Here is a 21110-nt window from a genome sequence, read left to right on the forward strand (position 1 = left end):
CCCGAGGAGATTGTGCGACGGTGCACAAAGTCTTGCGGTGATCGATGGTAGGCAGTGGCCCAGCTCTCGGCCACCCTTTCGACCAACGATTCGCCCGCCCTTCGGGCACCGTCCCACTCTCACACGGGCATCACGTGTCACACGATTGTCAGCCCGTGACCGCCACCGGCGCGTCCCACGCGCCCCGGTCCACGGTGATCGCGCAACCGCCGCGGGACTCCTTGCTGTTCACCCTGTGCCGGTGGGCGGCACCCTGATCATCACAGGCTTCGGCCACGGTGGCGCGAAGGGTGCGGTGCGGATTCAGCCCCGGACCTGGCCCAGCCACTGCAAGGTGCGGCGGATCTCCGCCGCCATCGGATGCCCGGACCCGCGCAGCCGCTCCACGTCGTGCAGCAGCCGCGCCAGCGTGTCGTGGGCGGCGCCCCGGTCGCCGAGGGCGAGCAGCAGGTGGCCGATGCGACGGCGCACCTCCAGGGAGATCTCCGGGTCCCCGGCCACGTACTGGTTCTCGTAGTACGGCAGCAGGGCGCGGTACTCCGCGAGCGCCGCGGCGGGTTCACCGAGCTGCTCCAGGCACTGCGCGGCCTCGTAGCGGAAGCGCAGCGACTGCGGATCGGCCTGGCCGGCCTCGGCAGCCCGTTCGTCGGCGAGACGGCGCAGCTCGGGCAGGGCCCGCCGGTACTGGCCGTCGTCCATCAGCGTGGCCGCGTACTGCTTGCGCAGGGTCCGCACGACGGGCGAATGCTCCCCGTGCTCGGCGGCGGCGGCCGGCAGGATCGACCCGAGGATGTCCACGGCCTGCGTGATGCGCCCCTCGCCCAGCAGCCGCTTCACCTCGTCCACGGCACCCGCGACATCGGCCCGCTCCACGGCGGGCGGGGCCTGCGGCTGCGGCTGCGGCGCCGGGATGCGCGCCCGGTCCGGCCACGGCGCGTGCGGGCGCAGGAAGGGGCGGGTGGGGTCGAGCGGGGCGCCGGTGGGCATACCGCGCGCGGGCAGCAGCGGCAGCAGCTGCTCGTACGTCTCCTGCGCCGAACCCGGCCTGTGCTGCGGGTCCTTGGACAGCAGGCGCAGCACGAGGCTCTCCAGCGCGGGCGGCACCTCGGGGCGCAGCCGGCGCACCGGGAGCGGCGGCTCGTAGAGATGCCGGTGCAGCACGCCGAGCGCCGTCGAACCCGAGAACGGCACGTCCCCGCTGAGCAGTTCGTGCAGCAGCACCCCCAGCGCGTACAGGTCCGTGTACGGGCCGACGGCGCCGCCCATCGCCTGCTCCGGGGCCATGTAGGCGGGGCTGCCGATGGGCGAGCCGGTGTGCGTCAGACGCGTGGTGTCGGTGTCCATGACGGACGCGACGCCCAGGTCGAGGACGGTGACCGTGCCGTCCTGCTTGACCATCACGTTCCGCGGCTTCAGGTCGCGGTGCACGATCGGGACGGCGTGCACCGCGGACAGCACGGCGCACAACTGCGCCGCGACCGCGACCGCCCACTGCCACGGGTAGGGGTCGTGCTCGGCGAGGTGGTCGGAGAGGTCGGCCCCGTCGACGTACTGCATGACGAGGAACAGCTCCTCGCCCTCGCTGCCCGCGTCGTGGACCGTGACCAGACCGGGGTGGTCGACCTGCGCGGTGACCCGGCACTCGCGCACGAAGCGGCGGCGCAGCTCGTCGGCCTCCTGGCCCGCGACCTTGTCCGGCCGCAGGAGCTTCACCGCCACCCGCCGGTCCAGACGCTGGTCGTAGGCCGTCCACACCTGGCCCATACCGCCCTGTCCGATCAGCGTGGACAGCTCGTACCGGTCCGCGACCACACGTCCTGTCGCCACGCTCACCCGCGGTCCCTGCCGTCCCTGCCGTCGTCCTGATGTCCGTCGTGCTTGCGCAGATAGTCACTGAGCTCGTCGAGCTCGGCCCGCACCTGGTCGATCCGCGCGGGCGCGTGCCGCTGGGGCGGTGCCGTCGTCGCGGGCGGCGGCGTCGGCCGGGGCATCGGCGGCGGCGTGTGCGGGCCCTGGCTCTGCGGAACCGTCGTGGCGGTGTACGGAGAGTGCGGGTAGCCGTACGCCTGCGGCGGGGGCTGGTGCGGTACGTAGCCCGGGAAGCGGAGCTGGTGGAAGTGGCGTATGTCCGCCGCCAGGTAGTACGCGATCTCGGCGACCAGCGAGCCGAGGAGCAGCGCCATGCCCGTCCAGCCACCCGGCGTGTGGACCTCCTCGCCGGGCTCGGTGCCCAGCAGGACGAGGCTGAGGACCAGAGCCGCGATCGAGGCGACGAACAGCCCCCAGTCGACCGACTTCCGCGTCACGATCGCCAGGCGCAGCATCATCGTCCAGGCCAGCAGCCCGAGGGTGAACACGGAGATCACCACGAAGAACACGCGCAGGAAGACCAGCCACCCGGTGGGGGGTGGTGATTTCACCGGCTGCGCCTGGCCGTGGCCTTGCATGGCTGCTCCTGGAGGCCTGATGAGGACGGACGTACGAGTTCGGATCCGAGCGTATAGGCCGACAAGGACAAGCGGTTAAGGGTTGCGCCGAACCGTTGTCGTGCTGATCACATCGCGCCGTCCCGCAGCGCCCGCGCAGGCCACGACGGAGGTCCGCGTTCCGTCTGCCCGCCGCGCCCGGACCGACCGTCCGCCACGCCCGAACCGCCCGTCGGCTGCACCCGAACCACCCGTCAGCTACGCCCGAACCGCCCGGCCCGCCACGCCCGAACCGCCCGGCCCGCCATGCCCGAATCGCCCGTCGGCTGCGTCCGAACCGCCCGCCCGGGGTGGCCGGACCGCGCGCGGAGCCGCTGAAGCCCCTTGTGCGGAGCGGCCTCACCGCGTGCGCCGGCCTGCCCTTCCCCGTGCGGGAATCCGTCGGGCCGCCGGACCGTCGGCCCGCCAGTCCGTCGGGCCGTCAGTCCGGCGCGACCGTCCCGTCCGTCAGGCCGTCGTACATGCCGCGCACCAGCTGCTCGCCGAGCCGGCCCGCGCGCCGCAGCGCGTCCTCGAACTCGGCCAGCGCGCGGAAGCGCTCGCCGTAGCGGCGCTGCTCGTCGAGCGGCAGCCGGGGCAGCTGGAGACGGCGCACGTCCAGCCGGGTCGCGGTGGACGCGTAGCTGCTGGCCTGCCGGTTGTTGGCGGTGCCGCGCAGGAAGCCGGCCAGGAACCACGGGTCGAGCGCGGCCGGGTCGGGGCGCAGGAGCGTGAGGTTGCGCCCCAGGGCGGCGCCCGCCGTGCGTTCGTCCACCACGCGCGCGACGGACCCTCCGCCGAGCACGGGCACGACGACGTCCCCCGCCTCGACCAGCACCGCTTCCTCCTCGCCCTCCGGCAGCGTCCCGGACGGGTCGGTTCCGGCGAGCACGTCGTGGTCGGTGAGCACCGGCACGCGCGCGGGCGCGCCGTTACCGCCCGTGCGCAGCACCAGCGCACCCCCGCGCGCGAGTTCGCCGACGGTGATGAGGGGCCAGCGTGCGGGCCGGGTGCCCTGGGCCTTCGGGGGCGTCAGGTCGCCGGTGAGCCGCAGGGTCTCGCCGAGTCGTTCCCGCACGCCGACCAGTTGCTCGGCGCCGCCGCCCGACGTGGCCGGCGGCAGATGGCGGGCCGGCGCCAGGTCGACGTCGTCGTCGAGGAGTTCGATGACGGGTACCGCACGGCTGAACCCCGGCTCCTCCCGCACAGTGCCGGTGCGCTCGAAGGGCCGCCACGCGCCGAGCACCGCCGTCCGCACGGCCTGCCAGTCCAGTCCGGCCCGCCCGTCGCCGGCCGACGCACCGGCGTCCACCAGCAGCAACTCGGGCTGCGCGGGCGCCTTCTCGGGACGGCGCAGCACCCACACGTGGAGCGGGATGTTGTACGGGGGCGCCGCACCGACCGGCAGGGCGATCACCGCGCGCAGCGCCCCGCGGCGCAGCAGGTCGGCGCGGATACGGCGGCCCGAGCGGCGGGAGGCCGCGGCCGGGGGCATCAGCAGCACCGCGCTGCCGCCGTCCCTGAGGTGGGCCAGCGCGTGCTGCACCCAGGCCAGTTCCGACTCCGTACGGGCCGGGAAGCCGTACTCCCAGCGGGCGTCGTAGGCGAGTTCGTCGTGCCCCCAGTTGCGCTCGTTGAACGGCGGGTGGCACAGGACGGCGTCGGCCCTGAGCGCGGGGTGCGCGTCGGCGCGCAGGCTGTCCCCGGAGGCGGTGCGCACGGCGGCCTTCCCCTGGAGGGCGAGCCGCAGCGCGGACAGCGCCGCCAGTTCGGGTGCGCTGTCCTGCCCGTACAGCTCCTGGTCCGGCCTCGGCGCCACGGCCCGCAGGAGCGCGCCGGTGCCGCACGCGGGATCGAACGCCGTACGGGCCGGTCCCGCGAGCTCCGCCATCAGCGAGGCGAGGTCGCCCGGAGTGAGCGTGTACTGGCGCGGGTTGGCGTCCAGGTGCCGTCCCAGCAGGAACTCGTACGTCTGCCGCGCGCCCAGCTCGGCTGCGAGCTCGGCGGCACCGCGCAGGAGCGGGGCCGAGGGCAGCAGTTCGGGACCGGTCGGGGTGTGCACGGCGCGGTCGCGGGGCGCTCCGAACCGGGGGGTGACGACCTGGTCGAGCGCGGCGGGCAGCAGTGCGGCGAGGCGCTCGTCGGAGCCCGCGCTCAGCTCCAGCCAGTCGGTGGGCCGGTCGTGGATGAGCAGCAGGACGCAGCCGGCGTGCACGAGGGCGGTGACGGGGCCCTGCGGGTGTCCGGCGAGCTGCTGCCAGACGCGTTCGCGCAGCGGGACCTCGGCGAGCTTGCCCTGCTCGCGCAGCCACGCCTCGACCTCGGCGAGCGCGAAGGAGGGGCTGGTCTCGGTTCCGCCGACGGGCTTGGGGAAGTCGGCGTGGCGCCGCCGCCAGTTGCTGACGGCTGCGCGGCCGACCCCGGCGAGCCGCGCGATCCCGGCAGCGGTCACCTCTGTCGCGTTGTCCTGCACCCGCCGGCTCCCCTCGTTCTGGTCTGTCGCGCCCGGAGCCACGCGGCCCCTCGCCCTGTGCGCCCCTGCGGCCGGTCTTCGCGGCCCTGGTCCGTGAAGCGTCCTCGCCTGTGACGCCGAGCATACCGGCGTACGCAAGATCTATCCCTTCACAGGCGTGTACACAACCTTTCTTGTAAACCGTGTTGACTCGGTTCACACAGTCTGTTGTTATTGACCCATCGAACGGACGAGCCACCGGAACGAACCGGCAACTCGATGCGTTCGGGGGATCTGTTCACAGCCAGGGGAGGGCACAGTCATGGGCATCAAGGCCAAGGTGGGTCTGGGGGCCGTGGTCGGCATCGTCGTCATCGGCGCCGTGTCGGCGAACGCCGGCAACAGCGACAGCGACAACGAATCCAGCAACAAGAGCAACGACACTTCCGCCTCCGCCGACCGCGAGTCCGGCAAGAAGGCCGACAGCAGAACGAGCGACAAGACGAAGAAGGCCGAGAAGAAGCCCGAGAAGAAGGCCGCCTTCGACGGCGACGGAGACTTCCAGGTCGGCTCCGACATCAAGCCCGGCACCTACCGCACCACCGGCAACGACGACGGCATGTGCTACTGGGAGCGCGCCAAGGACGCCTCGGGCGAAATGGACTCCCTCATCGCCAACGACAACGTCACCGGAACCAGCTACGTGACCATCAAGGCCGGCGACAAGCTCTTCAAGACCAGCAGCTGCAACGACTGGGAAGCCGTCGCCGCCAAGCCGTCCGGCTCACCCGCCACCCAGGTCAAGGGCGACGGCGGCATGTTCCGGGTCGGCGCGGACATCGCCCCCGGCACCTACAAGTCCACCGGCAACGAGGACGACGGCTGCTACTGGGAGCGCGACAAGGACGCCACGCACTCCATGAACTCGATCGTGGCCAACAACAACGTCACCGGCACGGCCGTCGTCACCATCAGCGCCAACGACAGCTACTTCAAGACCACCGGCTGCGGGGACTGGAAGAAGACGGGCTGACACCAGCCGCCCGCCGCCGTCCTCGCCCTCCCCCCACACCTCTTCACCACCTCACACCAAGGAACTCTCATGCGTCGCACCGCACTTGCCGCACTCTGCCTCGCCGCCGCGGCCACCGCGGGCCTCACCGGCTGCCTGCCCGGAGAGACGAAGGCGGACAGCAAGCCGAAGGGCCCCTTCGCCGGCCTCACCGGCGGCGACATCGCCGACCGGGCCGTCAAGGCCACCACAGGCGCCACCTCGCTCCGCATGAAGGGCGACATCCCCGACGACGAGGACGGCGGCACGATCCGCATCGACATGGCCCTCGACAAGAAGGGCCGGTGCGCCGGCACCATGAGCATGAACGGCCAGGGCAAGGCCGACCTCATCAAGACCGGCGACACCATCTACATGAAGTACGACGAGAAGTTCCTGCGCGCCCAGGGCAAGGGCCAGTCCAAGTCCGAGACCGACGGAGTGGTGGAACTGCTCGCCGACAAGTGGACCAAGATGGCCGCCACCGGCTCCGACGCCAAGGACATCGCCGGCTTCTGCGACCTCGACAGCGTCCTCGCCGGCGCGGAGGACGTGAACTCCGACGCCACCCGCGGCAAGACCACCACCGTCGAAGGCACCCCGGCGATCATCCTCCACGAGAAGGACGGCAAGGACCGCTACACCCTCTACATCGCCACCGAGGGCAAGCCGTACCTGCTGCGCGTCGACAGCACCTCCGCCAAGGACCCGGGCACGCTCACCTTCAGCGACTACGACAAGCCCGTCCCCGCGCAGAAGCCCGCCGGCAAGGTCCTCGACCTGGACGAGCTGTCCGGCTGACCCACCCCGGACCCACGCCGTACGTCGAGCTCACAGGGTGTGCCGCACCCACACATTGGGCTCGACGTACACGGCGTATCCGCGCGCCGGTTCACAGTGCACCGGCACCAGCGCGCCCGGCACCTCGACGAGGCCCACCGTGTCGAAAGGCAGCCCCGTCCAGCCACGCCACTCCTCCAGCGACGCCGCCACCGTCATCGACGCCGGCGCCACCGCCTCGACGACACCGCCCGCCCGGACATGGACACGCAGCCACGGATCGTGCGGCAGCCCGTCGGCACGCTCCCGGAACGCGTACTCCTCCATCGGCGCACGCGGCTCCAGATGCTTGGCACTCGGACGCACGGGCGCGACGACCTCACCGAAACCGTGCGCCCGGGCGTTGTCCCGCATCGCGGCGAGCATCCGCGCCGACAGCCCGCCGCCCTGCGCATGCGGGGCGACGACGATCGACACGGCGCTGACCGTGTCCGGCGGCGTACCGCGCCGCAGATCCGCGAACGCCCAGGACAACACCTCGTCCCAGCCCCGCGCGGGCAGCTCGCCCCGCTCCTCGGACGCGAGAGCGAACGGCACGCTGTACGCGTGCGCCACCACACGCCCGTGCTCGTCCTCGGCGAACAGCACGTACTGCGGCAGCTCGGTGGCGATCCGCCCGTAGTGCGAGTTGCCCACCGGGTCGTGCAGCAGGAACTCCGGCCAGCTGTTGGCCATCCTCACCACCTGCCCGAGCATCTCGGGACGTTCGGCAAGACTCGACACCTTCAGCTCCATGCCCGTCACCGTAGGCGCCTGTCCAACACGGCGAAACGGGTTCACGCCCGGTAGCGCGTTCCCCGGGGGGGGTTCCCAAGTGCCGGGGACGGAAGTCGGGGAGTTGCGAGGAGCCGGGAGTTGCGAGGAGCCGAGAGATCCGGGGAGCCGCGAGTTCCAGGGAGCCGAGGGTTCCGGGGAGCCGAGAGTGCGGGCGTGAGGGGGAAGGCGGGCGTCCCGCGGGCGCGGCGGGCGGATGCGGACCGGCGCCCGGGACGCCGTCAGTTCGCGTGGAAGCGGGCCGGTGCGCTCGTCGGGTTGCCGCCCGAGGGAAGCTTCTGACCGGGGCAGCCGGAGAGGACCTTCTTCATCGCCGCCTTCTCGGCACTCGTCACCCACAGCTCGTACTTCTTCTTCACCGCGACCTGCGCGGCGACATACGTACACCGGTACGCCTTGTTGGGCGGCAGCCAGGTCGCGGTGTCACCGTCGCCCTTGCTGCGGTTGGCGCTCGCGCCCACGGCACGCAGATTCAGCGGGTCGTTGGCCAGCGCGATCCGCTTGCTCGCGTCCCAGTACTTGGCGCCCTTCTGCCAGGCGTCCGAGAGCGCGACCAAGTGATCTATGTCGACCAGGCTGCGGCCGCGGGCGAACTTCACGTCCTGACCGCCGTACGGGTCGGGGGTGAGGAGCCCGGACGACACCTTGCACGTGCCGTCACTGAACTTCACGTCCTTCAGATCCCGCTTGAGGATGTCGTCCCGGGTGTCGCACCGGTTGGAGTCCGTGTCGGCCCAGGCCGTGCCGAACCGCTCCCGGCTGTATCCCGTCTTCGGCGCTCGCCCCTTGACGGTCAGCGAGTCCACGGCGGCGAGAGCCGCACCACCGGCCGCCGTCCCCTTCGCTCCCGGCGAGTCCTCGGTCCCCGTGCGGCAGCCGGCGACACCGGCCCCCACGGCGAACATCATCAGCGCGGCCGCGACCGCCCCACCCCTCAGACGCACCACGCCACCCCTCCCCGAGCTCCCCGGATCCGCCCCTGACGGGCGCGTTTTCCCAGTGCCCACCGTAGCCGCCGGTACTCCTCCCCCATACCTGACCCAACGGGCAATCGGTGCACGCCGGGCGTATCGTCGGTGGTGAGTCACCTCGGGAAGGAGCTCTGGATGGGCATCTTCGACAGGTTCAGGGGCCACGGACAGGACAAGGCCAAGGAAATGTCCGACGTGGCGGAGAAGAAGGTCAACGAGAAGACGGGCGACAAGTACACGGACCAGGTCGACGACGCGCAACAGAGGATCGAAGGCGCGGCAGGCCTGAAGCGTGACCGCCCCGACCAGCCGTAACGCCAACGCCGAGGACTCGAGAAGCCCAGCGCCGGCCGGATCGACTGAACCCCCGCAACCCGAGCCGTCCGCCGAGACCGACACCATGAGGTCGGCGGGCGGCTTTCGGTGCGGGAGGGGACCGGCGACGTTTTCGATGCCCATGGGGCCCCTCCCCCCTCCCCCTCCCCCTGTGCTGCTGAGTGCCTGCTGGGCGTGCCCGTAGGTCACACCTTCCCGATGCCCAGGGTCGTCTCCGACGGGAGCAGGCCCGAGCCGAGTGCCGCGACCCAGAACTCGCCGAGCAGGTCGGCGAGATGGGCGGCGCCGTCCGGACCGAGCGCACGCCAGGGCGCGGCGGCGAGTTCGTCGGTGTGCTGTTCGACCTGGCGCCGCAGTTCGCGGCCGGCGGGTGTGGCGATGCCGTCCTCGTCCACCAGGCCCCGGGCGGTGAGGCGTTCGCGGGCGGCGGTCCATTCCTCCTGGCTCCAGCCGCGGCTTTCGAAGCGTTCCACGGAGGCCGCGCCTATCGCCGCGAAGGAGACGAGGGCTTCGACGGGGTCAAGGCCGGCGACGAGGAGTGCGGCGAGGTGGCCGTCGCCCCGGTGTTCGCGCAGGATCGTCGCCGCGTGCCACAGCTGGAGGTGGGGGGCTTCGGGCCAGGCCGACTCGGCGTTGGCCGCGGCGAGTGGGCGGGCCGCGGTGTTCGCGGCTTCCGCTGCGCTGCGGGCGAGTGCGGCGGCCTCGGCGAGTTCGGGGGAGGTGATGCGGTCTCCGAATATCGCGCGGTAGGCGCGGTCGACTGCGCGCTCCCGGGCGTTCAGGACCTGCTCCGGACTCGCGGTCTTCCAGGCGGACTTCATGTGTGCGGCGACCATGCGTGGGCTGAAGCTGTAGAAGGCGGAGGTGACGCGTTCGCTGCCGGCGGTGCCCAGCGGGGCTGCGCGGTAGGGGAAGTAGCTCGGCCAGCGTTCCTCGGTGTCGTAGCCGAGGGCTGCGGCTTCCTCGAAGGTCTCCGGTGCGTAGTAGAAGACGGCGTGGAGGGGTTCGAGGAGGTGCCAGAGCTGGCGCACCCGTCCGAGCTCGACGTCCGTGCCGGTGCCCGTCCGGGCAGTCCCTTCGGTCTTGCTGGTTGCGCTGGTCGTGCTGACGCTCTCCGACATGACTCATCCCCTCGTCACGGTCCGGCTCGATGCGTAACTTGACATTGACTAGATTGCCGAAGGAGGGGGAACTTGTCAATGCCTAGATTCCGCGTAGGCTTTTGAGCATGGCCGAGACCAGTAAGAACACCGGGACGAGCAGGACCGCCGACGCCGACGGGGCCGGCCCGGCGACGGGGGCCGCCGGGACCGCACGCACCGCCAACACCGCCAGGGCCGCCGAGACCACGGGGAGCTCCGGGGACACCGGGCCCCAACGCCCCTACCATCACGGCGATCTGCGGCGCGCGATCCTGCGGGCGGCGCTCGACGCCATCGCCGCCGACGGGCCGTCCGCGCTGAGCCTGCGCGACCTGGCCCGCAGGGCGGGTGTCTCGCACGCGGCCCCGGCCCACCACTTCAAGGACCGCACGGGCCTGCTGACGGCGATCGCCGCGGAGGGGTACGAGCTGCTCGCGGCCGCGCTCGCCGACGCCGACGACCTGCGGGACGCCGGCGTCCGCTACGTGCGCTTCGCGCGGGAGCACCCGGCCTACTTCCAGGTCATGTTCTCCCCGGAGCTGCTGCGGGCGAACGACCTGGAGCTGACGACGGCCAGGACCCTCGCGGGCGAGCGGCTGCGCAGTGCCGTCTCCGCCGTGCCGCAGGAGGGCCGGGGCCCCGACAGCCGGCTCGCCGGGGTCGCGGCCTGGTCACTGGCCCACGGCTTCGCGACGCTGCTCCTCAGTCACAACCTGGACGGGCCGGTGGGCGAGCAGGACCCGGACGAGGTGTTCCGGGCGCTCACCGGGATGCTGTTCCAGTCACGGCCGCGCGAGGACGGGACGTCCTCACCGCAGCAGCCCCGGCCGTAGGAGCCCCGGGCCCAGGCGTGCCGACGCACGCCCACGGGTCCGGGCGCGCCCGCCGAGACCCCGGCACCGTCACAGGGTCATCTGCCGAGGCACCTCCGAGCCCGCCCGCCGCAGGTGTCACGACGGCAGGCATCATGGCCACAGGTGCCACGGCCACAGGTGTCACGACCGCACGTGTCACTGCCACAGGTGTCACGGCCGCAGGTGTCACGGCCGCAGGCACGCCGGACCGAAAGTCCCGTCCGGCCGTGGCGCCCGCGGCCCGTACACCCCCGCGCCCGTACGCTCCCGCGGCCCCTACGACCCGAGGACCGACGCCAGGAACTCGCCCGTCCACCCGAGGAGTTCGCGTCCGACCAGCGGCTTGCCGCCGACCTTCGCGGTCTTGGGGCGGGGCACCAGGATCTGGTGGACGGCCGGCTTGATGACCGTCCCGGGGTAGAGCCGCTTCAGCCGCAGTTCCTGCGACTCGCGCAACTCCACGGGGGCGAAACGGATGTTGTTGCCCTGCAGGACGATCTCGCCGACCTCGCACGCCCGCGCGAGCATGCGCAGGCCGGCCACGAGGAGCAGGTTCTCCACGGGTTCGGGCAGCTTGCCGTAGCGGTCGACGAGTTCCTCGCGGACGGCCTTGATGTCCTCCTCCGAGTTGGCGGAGGCGATGGAGCGGTACGCCTGGAGGCGCAGCCGCTCGCCGGGCGCGTAGTCGTGGGGGACGTGCGCGTCGACGGGGAGCTCGATCTTGACCTCCAGGGGCGGCTCCTCCTCGACACCGCCTTCCAGGGAGGCCCGGTAGTCGGCGACGGCCTCGCCGACCATGCGGACGTACAGGTCGAATCCGACGCCGGCGATGTGGCCGGACTGCTCGCCGCCGAGGAGGTTGCCCGCGCCGCGGATCTCCAGGTCCTTCATCGCCACGTACATACCGGCGCCCATCTCGGTGTGCTGGGCGATGGTGGCGAGGCGCTCGTGGGCGGTCTCGGTGAGCGGCTTCTCCGGCGGGTACAGGAAGTAGGCGTAGCCGCGTTCCCTGCCGCGGCCGACGCGGCCGCGCAGCTGGTGCAGCTGGGAGAGGCCGAAGTTGTCGCCGCGCTCCACGATCAGCGTGTTGGCGTTCGAGATGTCGATGCCGGACTCGACGATCGTCGTGGAGACGAGCACGTCGTACTTCTTCTCCCAGAAGTCGACGACGACCTGTTCCAGGGTCTGTTCGGACATCTGGCCGTGGGCGGTCGCGATGCGCGCCTCGGGGACGATCTCGCGCAGCCGGGCGGCGGCGCGGTCGATCGACTCGACGCGGTTGTGGATGTAGAAGACCTGGCCCTCGCGCAGCAGTTCGCGGCGGACGGCGGCGCCGATCTGCTTCTCCTCGTAGGGGCCGACGAAGGTGAGGACGGGGTGGCGTTCCTCGGGCGGGGTGGTGATCGTGGACATCTCACGGATGCCGGTGACCGCCATCTCCAGGGTCCTGGGGATGGGGGTCGCGGACATGGTCAGTACGTCCACGTTCGCGCGGAGCTTCTTGAGCTGTTCCTTGTGCTCGACGCCGAAGCGCTGCTCCTCGTCGACGACGACGAGGCCGAGATCCTTGAACTTGGTCTCCGAGGAGAACAGGCGGTGGGTGCCGATGACGACGTCGACGGAGCCCTCACGCAGGCCTTCGAGGACGGCCTTGGCCTCCGAGTCGGTCTGGAAGCGGCTGAGCGCCCGCACGTTGACGGGGAACTGCGAGTAGCGCTCGGAGAACGTGCCGAAGTGCTGCTGCACCAGGAGCGTCGTGGGCACGAGGACGGCGACCTGCTTGCCGTCCTGGACCGCCTTGAAGGCGGCGCGCACGGCGATCTCCGTCTTGCCGTAGCCGACGTCGCCGCAGATCAGGCGGTCCATGGGGACCGTCTTCTCCATGTCGTCCTTGACCTCGGCGATCGTGGTCAGCTGGTCGGGGGTCTCCGCGTACGGGAAGGCGTCCTCCAGTTCGCGCTGCCACGGGGTGTCGGTGCCGAAGGCGTGTCCCGGGGCCGCCATGCGGGCGCTGTACAGCTTGATGAGGTCGGCGGCGATCTCCTTGACGGCCTTCTTGGCGCGGGCCTTGGTCTTGGTCCAGTCCGCGCCGCCCAGGCGGTGCAGGGTGGGTGCTTCGCCGCCGACGTACTTGGTGATCTGTTCGAGCTGGTCGGTGGGGATGTAGAGGCGGTCGCCGGGCTGGCCGCGCTTGGCGGGGGCGTACTCGACGACGAGGTACTCGCGGGTGGCGCCCTGGACGGTGCGCTGCACCATCTCGATGTAGCGGCCGACGCCGTGCTGCTCGTGGACGATGTAGTCGCCGGCTTCGAGGGTGAGCGGGTCGATGGTCTTGCGGCGGCGGGCGGGCATGCGCGCGCCGTCCTTGCCGGCCGCCTTCTGTCCGGAGAGGTCGGTCTCCGTGAGGACGGCGAGTCTGAGCGCGGGGTCGACGAAGCCGTAGTCGATGGAGCCGCAGGAGACGTGGACCAGGGACGGGCTGATGTCGGTCAGCTCGGTGTCGAGGCGGGCGGCGATGCCTTCGCCGCCGAGGACCTCGACGGTGCGGGCGGCGGGGCCGTGGGCCTCGGTGACGAACACGGTGCGCCAGCCGTCGGCGAGCCAGCCCTTGGTGTCGGCGAGGGCCCGGGCGGTGTCGCCGCGGTAGGTCTCGGGGGCGTGCATGCCCAGCTTGAGGGTGTCCGCGTCGAGTTCCTCGTCGGCGGCGAACGGGGACACCGACCACCACATCATGTCCAGTTCGCGGGCGCGGTCCCGTACGTCGGCGATGGACCACAGGGATGCGGCGCCGACGTCGATGGGGGCTTCTCCGCCGCCGGCCGTCGCCGCCCAGGACGCCTGGAGGAACTCCTGGGACGTGGCCACGAGGTCGGCGGCCCGGGTCCGGACGCGCTCCGGGTCGCAGACGACGGCCATGGAGCCCTCGGGCAGGACGTCGAGGAGGAGCTCCATGTCGTCGACGAGGACGGGGGCGAGGGATTCCATGCCCTCCACGGCGATGCCCTCGGCGATCTTGCCGAGGAGTTCGGCGAGCTCGGGGTGGGCCTCGGCGAGGGCCGCGGCCCGCTGCCGTACGTCGTCGGTGAGGAGCAGTTCGCGGCAGGGCGGCGCCCACAGGCCGTGCTCGGCGACTTCGAGGGACCGCTGGTCGGCGACCTTGAAGTAGCGGATCTCCTCGACGTCGTCGCCCCAGAACTCCACGCGCAGCGGGTGTTCCTCGGTAGGCGGGAAGACGTCGAGGATGCCACCGCGGACGGCGAACTCGCCGCGCTTCTCGACGAGCTCGACCCGGGAGTACGCGGCTGCCGCGAGCGCCTCGACGATGGCGCCGAGATCCGCGGTCGAGCCGGTGCGCAAGGAGACGGGCTCCAGGTCGCCGAGGCCCTTGACCTGGGGCTGGAGCACGGAGCGCACGGGGGCGACGACGACGGAGACGGGGCCGGTGTCGGGGTCGTCGGTGCGCGGGTGGGCCAGGCGGCGCAGGACGGCGAGACGGCGGCCCACGGTGTCGCTGCGCGGGGAGAGGCGCTCGTGCGGGAGGGTCTCCCACGACGGGTACTCGACGACTGTCTCGGACGGCAGGAGGGAGCGCAGGGCGGCGGCGAGGTCCTCGGCCTCCCGGCCCGTCGCGGTCACCGCCAGGACGGGGCGGGCGGCGTCGCGGGCGAGGGCCGCGATCGCGAAGGGGCGGGCCGCGGGCGGGCCGACCAGGTCGACGTGCATGCGGTTGCCGTCGGTGGCGGCCTTCACCGCTTCTGCGAGGGCGGTGTCCTTGACGACGGCGTCGAGCAGACCGTGCAGGCTCATGAAGGGCTTCCATCCCAGGGTGGGCAACGCGAAGGGCCCGACACGTGGGACGGGCCGGGGGTCTCCAGCGTACGTCGCCGGGCTGGGCTGTGCCGGGGCTGTGGACAACGGCCCCTGCGGCTGCCCGGCCCTGCCTGGACTGCGGGGCCTGCGGCGGCGCCGGCCGCGCTGTTGACGCCGGTCCCGTCGTGGTCCGGCCGGGCCGTGGACGGCGCCGGCCTTCGCGTCCCGGGCGGGGCCTGTCCTGAGCTGCTCGGTGCGGTTCGGCGTGGTCGGTGCCTTCGACGTGGCCGGTGCGGTTGGTTGTGGTCGGTGCGGTTCGTCGTGGCCGGTGCCTTCGACGTGGCCGGTGCAGTTGGTCGTGGTCGGTGCGGTTCGTCGTGGCCGGCACTCGTGCCGGCCACGCCCGTGCCGGTTCGGTGCTCGTGCCGGGCCCGCGCTCGTGCCGGGCCGGGGGCCGGGCCGGGTGGTTCTCGCCCCCTCCGCCCCCTCCCGTCCCGTACCCGGAGGCTCCGCCCCCGGACCCCCGGACCCCCGGACCCCCGGACCCCCGGACCCCCGGATCGGCCTGGACGGCCTGGACGGCCTCGTCCTCGAACGCCGGACGGGCTGAGATGCCGCGCGCGGCACCGTACGGGAAAGGGCCGAGCCCGGTCCGGAGAGTGGTGTTCTCCGGGCCGGGCTCGGCCTCATCCCCCGTGACCCCCGTGCACGGTGGCTGTCGGGTCAGTCGGTGGCGATCGCGTTCAGGACGTTCATCCGGCCCGCGCGGAACGCCGGGATCAGCGCGGCGAACAGGCCCACGAACGCGGAGCCGATGAAGACCCCGATGATGGTCGGCCAGGGGATGTCGAGGACGTTCAGGCCTTCGAGGGCGAGGAGCTTCTGGGCGGTGGCGCCCCAGCCCATGCCCAGGCCCAGGCCGAGGAGTGCGCCGAACAGGGCGATGACCACGGACTCCAGGCGGATCATGCGGCGCAGCTGGCGGCGGGAGAGGCCGATGGCCCGCATGAGGCCGATCTCCCGGGTGCGCTCCACCACGGACAGGGCGAGGGTGTTCACCACGCCGAGGACGGCGACGATGATCGCGAGGGCCAGCAGGCCGTAGACCATGTTGAGGAGCTGGCCGACCTGGTCCTTCAGTTCCTGCTTGAAGTCGGTCTGGTCGCGTACCTGGTACTGCGGGTACGGCTCCATGGCCTTCTTCAGGGCCGCGTACGCCTCCTTCTCCTGGCCGTCCTTGGCCTTGGCGAACATGATCTCGTTCGGCGGGATGCGGTCCGCGGGGAGGTACTTCTTCATCGTCGCGATGCTGGTGTAGCGGGCGCCCTGGTCGATGGACGTGTCGTCGTCCGTGATCGCGGCGACCTTGAGCTTCGCGGTGGAGCCGTGGTCGAAGGCGACGGTGAGGGTGTCCCCGACCTTGACGTGGTGCTTGGTGGCGTAGTCGGAGCCGACGGACAGAGCGTCCTTGCCGTAGGCGGCCCTCAGCTCGCCGGCGGTGGTCTCGCGGCGCAGGTCGTCCGCGTAGGACGGGTCGGCGGCGGTGATGCCGCTGTCGTCGGTCTTGCCGTCCGGGGAGGTCAGCGTGGCCTTGACGTCCTTGTAGCGGGTGACGTGGGCGAGGCCGGGTGTCGTCTCCATGGCCTTCTCGGCCTGCGGGACGATCCGCTGGTTGCCCTGGACGATGAAGTCCGCGCCGACCGACTTGTCGAGCTCGCTGGTCGCCGAGGCCACCATGGAGGAGCCGACGACGGAGAGGCAGGCGACGAGGGCCAGGCCGATCATCAGGGCGGCGCCGGTGGCGCCGGTGCGGCGCGGGTTGCGCAGTGCGTTGCGCTCGGCCATGCGTCCGACGGGTCCGAAGGCGCGCAGCAGGACCGCGCTGATCACCCGGACCACTCCGCCGGCCAGCAGCGGGCCGACGATGACGAACCCGATGAGGGTGAGGACCACGCCGGCGCCCAGGACGAGGGAGCCGTCGCTCGCCTTGTCCGCGGTGGCCGCCGCGTAGAGGGCGGCGGCTCCGGCGCCGGTGAGGACCAGGCCGATCAGGCCGCGTACGAGGCCGGCCTTGCCGTCGGCGGGGGTGCCGGCGTCGCGCAGCGCGGCCATCGGGGAGACCTTGCCGGCGCGGCGGGCGGGGAGGTAGGCGGCGAGGACGGTGACGACGATGCCGAGGAGGAGGCCGACGACCGGGGTGGTCGCCTTGACGGTGAGGTCGCGGGTGGACAGTTCCATGCCCATCGACGACATGATCTTCATGAGGCCGACCGCGAGGCCGACGCCCGCGCCGACGCCGAGGATCGAGCCGAACACGCCGAGCAGGGTCGCCTCGACGAGGACGGAGCGGTTGATCTGCTTGCGGGACGAGCCGATCGCCCGCATCAGGCCGATCTCGCGGGTGCGCTGGGCGACCAGCATCGAGAAGGTGTTGATGATCAGGAAGATGCCGACGAGGAAGGCGATTCCGGCGAAGCCGAGCATGGCGTACTTGATGACGTCCATGAAGGAGCCGACGTCGCTGCGGTTCTCGTCCGCGGTCTCCTTCTGCGTCTGCACCTTGTAGGTGCCCGCGCCGAGCGTCGCGGCCACGTCCTGCTTGAGGCGCGCGTCGGTGACGCCCGCCGCGGCGGTGACGTTGATGTGGGTGAACCGGCCGGTGGAGCCGAGCAGTTCACGCTGTGCGGTGGCGGTGTCGAAGTAGACGACGGCGGCACCGGGGTTGGTCACCTTGAAGGAGGCGATGCCGACGATCTTCGCCCTGAAGTCGCCGGTGACGGCGATGGTGCGCAGTTCGTCGCCCATGCCGAGGTGGTGCTTGTCGGCGGTGTCGGCGTCGACCATCACCTCGGTCGGTCCGCGCGGGGCGCGTCCCTCGGTGATCTCCATCGAACGGAGGTCGTTGCGGGTCCAGTTGCCGGCGATCGTCGGGGCGCCGTTGCTGGAGCCCATGTTCTTGTTGTCGCTGTTCACGACGGTGACGTTCATCGAACTGACGGCGCCCTCGGCGGACTTGACGCCGTCCGCCTTCTTCGTCTGCGCGAGCACGGAGGCCGGCATCGAGTCGGGCTTGCCGTTCTGCGGGGTGTCGTCGGACTTGGCGTCCTTCGGCGACACCGTCGCGTCGGATGAGGTCGCCGCGAACAGCTTGTCGAACGTCGTGTTCATCGTGTCCGTGAACACGAGCGTGCCGCAGACGAAGGCCACCGACAGCAGGACCGCCACGGCGGACAGCGCCATGCGTCCCTTGTGCGCGAAGAAGTTGCGCATCGAGGTCTTCAGGACGGTCATGACGTGCGCCCCCGGGCGTCGAAGTCCTTCATGCGGTCCAGGACCTGGTCGGCGGTCGGCTGGTACATCTCGTCGACGATGCGGCCGTCGGCGAGGTAGAGCACCCGGTCCGCGTACGAGGCGGCCACCGGGTCGTGCGTGACCATCACGATGGTCTGGCCGAGCTCGTCGACCGAGCGGCGCAGGAAGCCCAGCACCTCGGCGCCGGCCCGCGAGTCGAGGTTTCCGGTCGGCTCGTCACCGAAGATGATCTCGGGCCGGGCGGCCAGGGCGCGGGCCACCGCGACACGCTGCTGCTGGCCGCCGGAGAGCTGGTTGGGCCGGTGCTTGAGCCGGCCGGCGAGCCCGACGGTCTCCACGACCTGGGCCAGCCACGCCTTGTCGGGCTTGCGGCCCGCGATGTCCATCGGCAGCGTGATGTTCTCCAGCGCGCTCAGCGTGGGCAGCAGGTTGAACGCCTGGAAGATGAAGCCGATGCGGTCGCGGCGCAGCTGGGTGAGCTTCTTGTCCTTGAGGCCGGTGATCTCGGTCTCGTCGAGGTGGATCTGGCCGGAGGTGACGGTGTCGAGTCCGGCGAGGCAGTGCATCAGCGTGGACTTGCCGGACCCGGAGGGGCCCATGATGGCGGTGAACTGACCGCGTGCGATGTCCACGTCGATGTGGTCGAGGGCGACGACGCGGGTCTCCCCGGACCCGTACGCCTTCACGACCTGCCGCGCCCGCGCGGCAACGGCCGTACGCCCTCCAGTGCCCCCGTGCCTGGGAATGGTCACAGCCGATGTCACGGTATATCTCCTATGTCGGTCGGCAGCGATGTCTGCCGGATCTGAGTCCTGGACGAAGTGCGTCTGGCTACGTCGGTAAGTCTGGTGGCGGCGGGGGCCCCGGCGCTCTGGTGCCCGGCCCAGTCTTCTGCTGGGGAAAACCCCACCCCCGTGGGTGCGGTCCGTACGACCGGACGCGCTCCCCAGCGGCGTAAAGCCAGGTTAAGGAGGCGTCCCCGCCCGTCTCGTCCTCCGCCGGTACGAACCCTCCCCGACCCCTGGTACGGAGGTACCCCTAGGGGCTCTCCACCCTTCGGTGGACTGTTTCTCGGGGTCAGATCCACCCTCGGGCCCAGTCAGCGTCCACCCTCCCGCGACGTGAGGGTCAAGTGGGAAGCTGTCCGGGGCGGATGGATGCAGGGGGAAAGGAATCCGGGTGGGCCAGGGAGAGACGCAGATACCGGCCGCACGGCCCGCGGGCACGCCGGCCGGCGCAGCGGGAAACGGAACGCGCGGGCGCCGCGCCGTGGTCGCCGCCCTGATGCTGGCGATGGCGCTGGCCGCGCTCGACTCCACCATCATCTCCACGGCGGTCCCGCAGATCGTCGCCGACCTCGGCGGCTTCTCCGTGTTCTCCTGGCTGTTCTCCGGCTACCTGCTCGCCGTGACGGTCACGCTGCCCGTCTACGGCAAGCTCTCCGACACCTTCGGCCGCAAACCCGTCCTCGTCGCGGGCTCCGTCCTCTTCCTGGCGGGCTCCCTGTTGTGCGCCACCGCCTGGAACATGGGCGCGCTCATCGCGTTCCGCATCGTGCAGGGTCTGGGCGGCGGGGCCCTCCAGGGCACCGTGCAGACGCTCGCCGCCGACCTCTACCCGCTCCAGGAACGTCCCAGGATCCAGGCGAAGCTGTCCACCGTGTGGGCGACCTCGGCGGTCGCCGGGCCCGCGCTGGGCGGAGTCCTCGCGGCCTACGCCGACTGGCGGTGGATCTTCCTCGTCAACCTGCCGATCGGCGCACTCGCCCTGTGGCTGATCGTCCGTCACCTGCACGAACCGACACGCGAACGGGACATCGCGCGACGCCCCCGCATCGACTGGGCGGGCGCCCTCGCCGTCTTCGCGTGCGGCGGCGTCCTGCTCACCGCGCTGGTGCAGGGCGGTGTCGCCTGGGACTGGCTGTCCGCGCCCTCCCTGGCCCTGTTCGCCGCCGGCCTCGCCCTGATCGCCGTCGTCGTCGCCGTCGAGCGGCGCGCCGCCGAACCCATCATCCCGGGCTGGGTGTGGCGCCGGCGCACCATCGCCGCGGTGAACCTGGCCCTCGGCGCCCTGGGCCTGCTCATGGTCGCGCCCACCGTCTTCCTGCCCACCTACGCGCAGGCCGTCCTCGGGCTCGCCCCGATCGCCGCGGGCTTCGTGCTCTCCGTGTGGACGCTGAGCTGGCCGGTGTCCGCGGCGCTCAGCCAGCACGTCTACCGGCGCATCGGGTTCCGCAACACCGCGATGCTCGGCATCGGCACGGCGACCCTGCTGCTGCTCGCCTTCCCCTTCCTGCCCTATCCGGGCGAGCCGTGGCAGCCCGCGCTCCTCATGCTGCTCCTCGGCGGCGCCCTGGGCCTGTTCCAGCTGCCGCTGATCATCGGCGTCCAGTCGACCGTCGGCTGGTCCGAACGCGGGACGACGACCGCCTCCGTCCTCTTCTGCCGGCAGACCGGACAGACCGTGGGCGCCGCCCTGTTCGGCGCCGTCGCCAACGGGGTGCTCGCCGCGCGGCTCGGCGGCGCGGGCGACCTCGACTCGGTGACCCGCGCGCTGGACTCGGGCGCGCCCGCCGAACACCTGCGGCACGCGGTCGCCGACGCCGTGCACGCCGTCTACCTGGGCGCGGCCTGTGCCGCCGCCCTCGCCTTCCTGGTCCTGCTGTTCGTCGCACCGCGCCGCTTCCCGGTGCTGAAGCCTCCCGCGGAGTGAGGACCGCCGCGATCCGCTCCCGCGGACGGCCGGTGCGCAGTGCACGCGGGCCGCGATCCGCCCGCACGGCCGGTCGGCCAGTCGGCCGGTCCACGCGACACGGCGGACCGTCGGACCGGCGGACCGGCGGACACAACACCGGCCCGGGGCACACACCATCGTTACGGCGCGGGCGACTTGGTTCCCCGACCGGGCCGCGCGGGGGGGGCGACATCCGCTCCCACCAGCGGCAACACGGGCATCAGCGGTGCCCTCGTGTACCCCGAGTCCAGACACTCACACCCCTGTAAACGCGGGTAACACCCCAGGTCACCGAAGTAAGCGCATACCGACCGCTCAGTTTGATGAAAGTGCAGCGCATCCGGGATACCTGCGAGTAGCGTGCGCTGCT

The 21110-nt window shown here is 71.8% G+C and carries 14 protein-coding genes and 1 pseudogene; 5 read left to right on the forward strand and 10 right to left on the reverse strand.

Features of this window, described 5'->3' with window-relative positions; all coding sequences use genetic code 11:
- Window positions 1–148 precede the first annotated feature (148 nt).
- The 4 genes and pseudogenes from ACSYGO_RS20955 to ACSYGO_RS20970 all read right to left on the reverse strand — a co-directional run.
- Window positions 149–247, reverse strand: a pseudogene (locus tag ACSYGO_RS20955) (glycoside hydrolase domain-containing protein); the annotation flags it as partial.
- 56 nt (window positions 248–303) lie between these two features.
- Complete coding sequence (locus tag ACSYGO_RS20960) at window positions 304–1791, reverse strand: serine/threonine-protein kinase (RefSeq protein WP_426677851.1); 1488 nt, start codon at window positions 1789–1791, stop codon at window positions 304–306.
- A 38-nt stretch (window positions 1792–1829) separates the two neighbouring features.
- Window positions 1830–2447 carry a hypothetical protein gene (locus tag ACSYGO_RS20965; protein WP_426677771.1) on the reverse strand — a complete coding sequence of 206 codons (618 nt, stop codon included), beginning with the start codon at window positions 2445–2447 and terminating at the stop codon, window positions 1830–1832.
- A gap of 460 nt (window positions 2448–2907) precedes the next feature.
- Window positions 2908–4938: an N-6 DNA methylase gene (locus tag ACSYGO_RS20970; RefSeq protein WP_460387231.1), complete on the reverse strand. Its 2031-nt coding sequence runs from the start codon at window positions 4936–4938 to the stop codon at window positions 2908–2910.
- 301 nt (window positions 4939–5239) lie between these two features.
- Here ACSYGO_RS20970 and ACSYGO_RS20975 point away from each other — a divergent pair, with 301 nt between their 5' ends.
- Window positions 5240–5950: a hypothetical protein gene (locus ACSYGO_RS20975; RefSeq protein WP_426677769.1), complete on the forward strand. Its 711-nt coding sequence runs from the start codon at window positions 5240–5242 to the stop codon at window positions 5948–5950.
- Window positions 5951–6019: 69 nt separating this feature from the next.
- The gene (locus tag ACSYGO_RS20980) at window positions 6020–6769 is read left to right on the forward strand and encodes a LolA-like protein (protein WP_460387232.1); all 750 of its coding nucleotides are present in this window, start codon (window positions 6020–6022) and stop codon (window positions 6767–6769) included.
- A gap of 30 nt (window positions 6770–6799) precedes the next feature.
- Here the strand turns inward: ACSYGO_RS20980 and ACSYGO_RS20985 are convergent, their stop codons facing one another.
- Window positions 6800–7543 (reverse strand): GNAT family N-acetyltransferase, encoded by a 744-nt coding sequence (locus tag ACSYGO_RS20985; RefSeq protein WP_432174233.1) that lies wholly within the window; start codon window positions 7541–7543, stop codon window positions 6800–6802.
- Between the two features lie 260 nt (window positions 7544–7803).
- Complete coding sequence (locus ACSYGO_RS20990; RefSeq protein ID WP_460387233.1) at window positions 7804–8529, reverse strand: HNH endonuclease family protein; 726 nt, start codon at window positions 8527–8529, stop codon at window positions 7804–7806.
- A 159-nt stretch (window positions 8530–8688) separates the two neighbouring features.
- Between ACSYGO_RS20990 and ACSYGO_RS20995 the strand changes: the two genes are divergently transcribed.
- Window positions 8689–8868, forward strand: a complete 180-nt coding sequence (locus ACSYGO_RS20995) for an Rv0909 family putative TA system antitoxin (RefSeq protein WP_095934843.1) — start codon at window positions 8689–8691, stop codon at window positions 8866–8868.
- Window positions 8869–9074: 206 nt separating this feature from the next.
- Here the strand turns inward: ACSYGO_RS20995 and ACSYGO_RS21000 are convergent, their stop codons facing one another.
- A complete protein-coding gene (locus ACSYGO_RS21000; protein ID WP_426677765.1) occupies window positions 9075–10010 on the reverse strand; it encodes an SCO6745 family protein in 936 nt (311 codons plus the stop codon).
- A gap of 278 nt (window positions 10011–10288) precedes the next feature.
- Between ACSYGO_RS21000 and ACSYGO_RS21005 the strand changes: the two genes are divergently transcribed.
- Entirely contained in the window at window positions 10289–10864 is a 576-nt protein-coding gene (locus ACSYGO_RS21005; RefSeq protein ID WP_460389745.1) for a TetR/AcrR family transcriptional regulator, read from the forward strand.
- Window positions 10865–11161: 297 nt separating this feature from the next.
- Here ACSYGO_RS21005 and mfd read toward each other — a convergent pair whose 3' ends face one another.
- The 3 genes from mfd to ACSYGO_RS21020 all read right to left on the reverse strand — a co-directional run bounded on the left by mfd (window position 11162) and on the right by ACSYGO_RS21020 (window position 18771).
- Window positions 11162–14692 (reverse strand): transcription-repair coupling factor, encoded by a 3531-nt coding sequence (gene mfd, locus ACSYGO_RS21010; RefSeq protein WP_432174231.1) that lies wholly within the window; start codon window positions 14690–14692, stop codon window positions 11162–11164.
- Window positions 14693–15418: 726 nt separating this feature from the next.
- The gene (locus ACSYGO_RS21015; RefSeq protein WP_460387234.1) at window positions 15419–17986 is read right to left on the reverse strand and encodes an ABC transporter permease; all 2568 of its coding nucleotides are present in this window, start codon (window positions 17984–17986) and stop codon (window positions 15419–15421) included.
- Window positions 17983–18771: an ABC transporter ATP-binding protein gene (locus tag ACSYGO_RS21020; RefSeq protein ID WP_095934847.1), complete on the reverse strand. Its 789-nt coding sequence runs from the start codon at window positions 18769–18771 to the stop codon at window positions 17983–17985. Before ACSYGO_RS21020 ends, ACSYGO_RS21015 begins: the two co-directional genes overlap by 4 nt.
- A gap of 436 nt (window positions 18772–19207) precedes the next feature.
- Between ACSYGO_RS21020 and ACSYGO_RS21025 the strand changes: the two genes are divergently transcribed.
- Window positions 19208–20719, forward strand: coding sequence for an MFS transporter (locus ACSYGO_RS21025; RefSeq protein ID WP_460389746.1), 1512 nt, complete (start codon window positions 19208–19210; stop codon window positions 20717–20719).
- The last annotated feature ends 391 nt before the right edge of the window (window positions 20720–21110 follow it).

The sequence above is a fragment of the Streptomyces krungchingensis genome (assembly GCF_054729265.1).

Coding starts and splice junctions, on each gene's coding strand:
- ACSYGO_RS20965 (WP_426677771.1), bottom strand. CDS start 2,447: ATGCAAGGCCACGGCCAGGCGCAGCCGGTGAAATCACCACCCCCCACC.
- ACSYGO_RS20975 (WP_426677769.1), top strand. CDS start 5,240: ATGGGCATCAAGGCCAAGGTGGGTCTGGGGGCCGTGGTCGGCATCGTC.
- ACSYGO_RS20980 (WP_460387232.1), top strand. CDS start 6,020: ATGCGTCGCACCGCACTTGCCGCACTCTGCCTCGCCGCCGCGGCCACC.
- ACSYGO_RS20985 (WP_432174233.1), bottom strand. CDS start 7,543: ATGGAGCTGAAGGTGTCGAGTCTTGCCGAACGTCCCGAGATGCTCGGG.
- ACSYGO_RS20995 (WP_095934843.1), top strand. CDS start 8,689: ATGGGCATCTTCGACAGGTTCAGGGGCCACGGACAGGACAAGGCCAAG.
- ACSYGO_RS21000 (WP_426677765.1), bottom strand. CDS start 10,010: ATGTCGGAGAGCGTCAGCACGACCAGCGCAACCAGCAAGACCGAAGGG.
- mfd (WP_432174231.1), bottom strand. CDS start 14,692: ATGAGCCTGCACGGTCTGCTCGACGCCGTCGTCAAGGACACCGCCCTC.
- ACSYGO_RS21015 (WP_460387234.1), bottom strand. CDS start 17,986: ATGACCGTCCTGAAGACCTCGATGCGCAACTTCTTCGCGCACAAGGGA.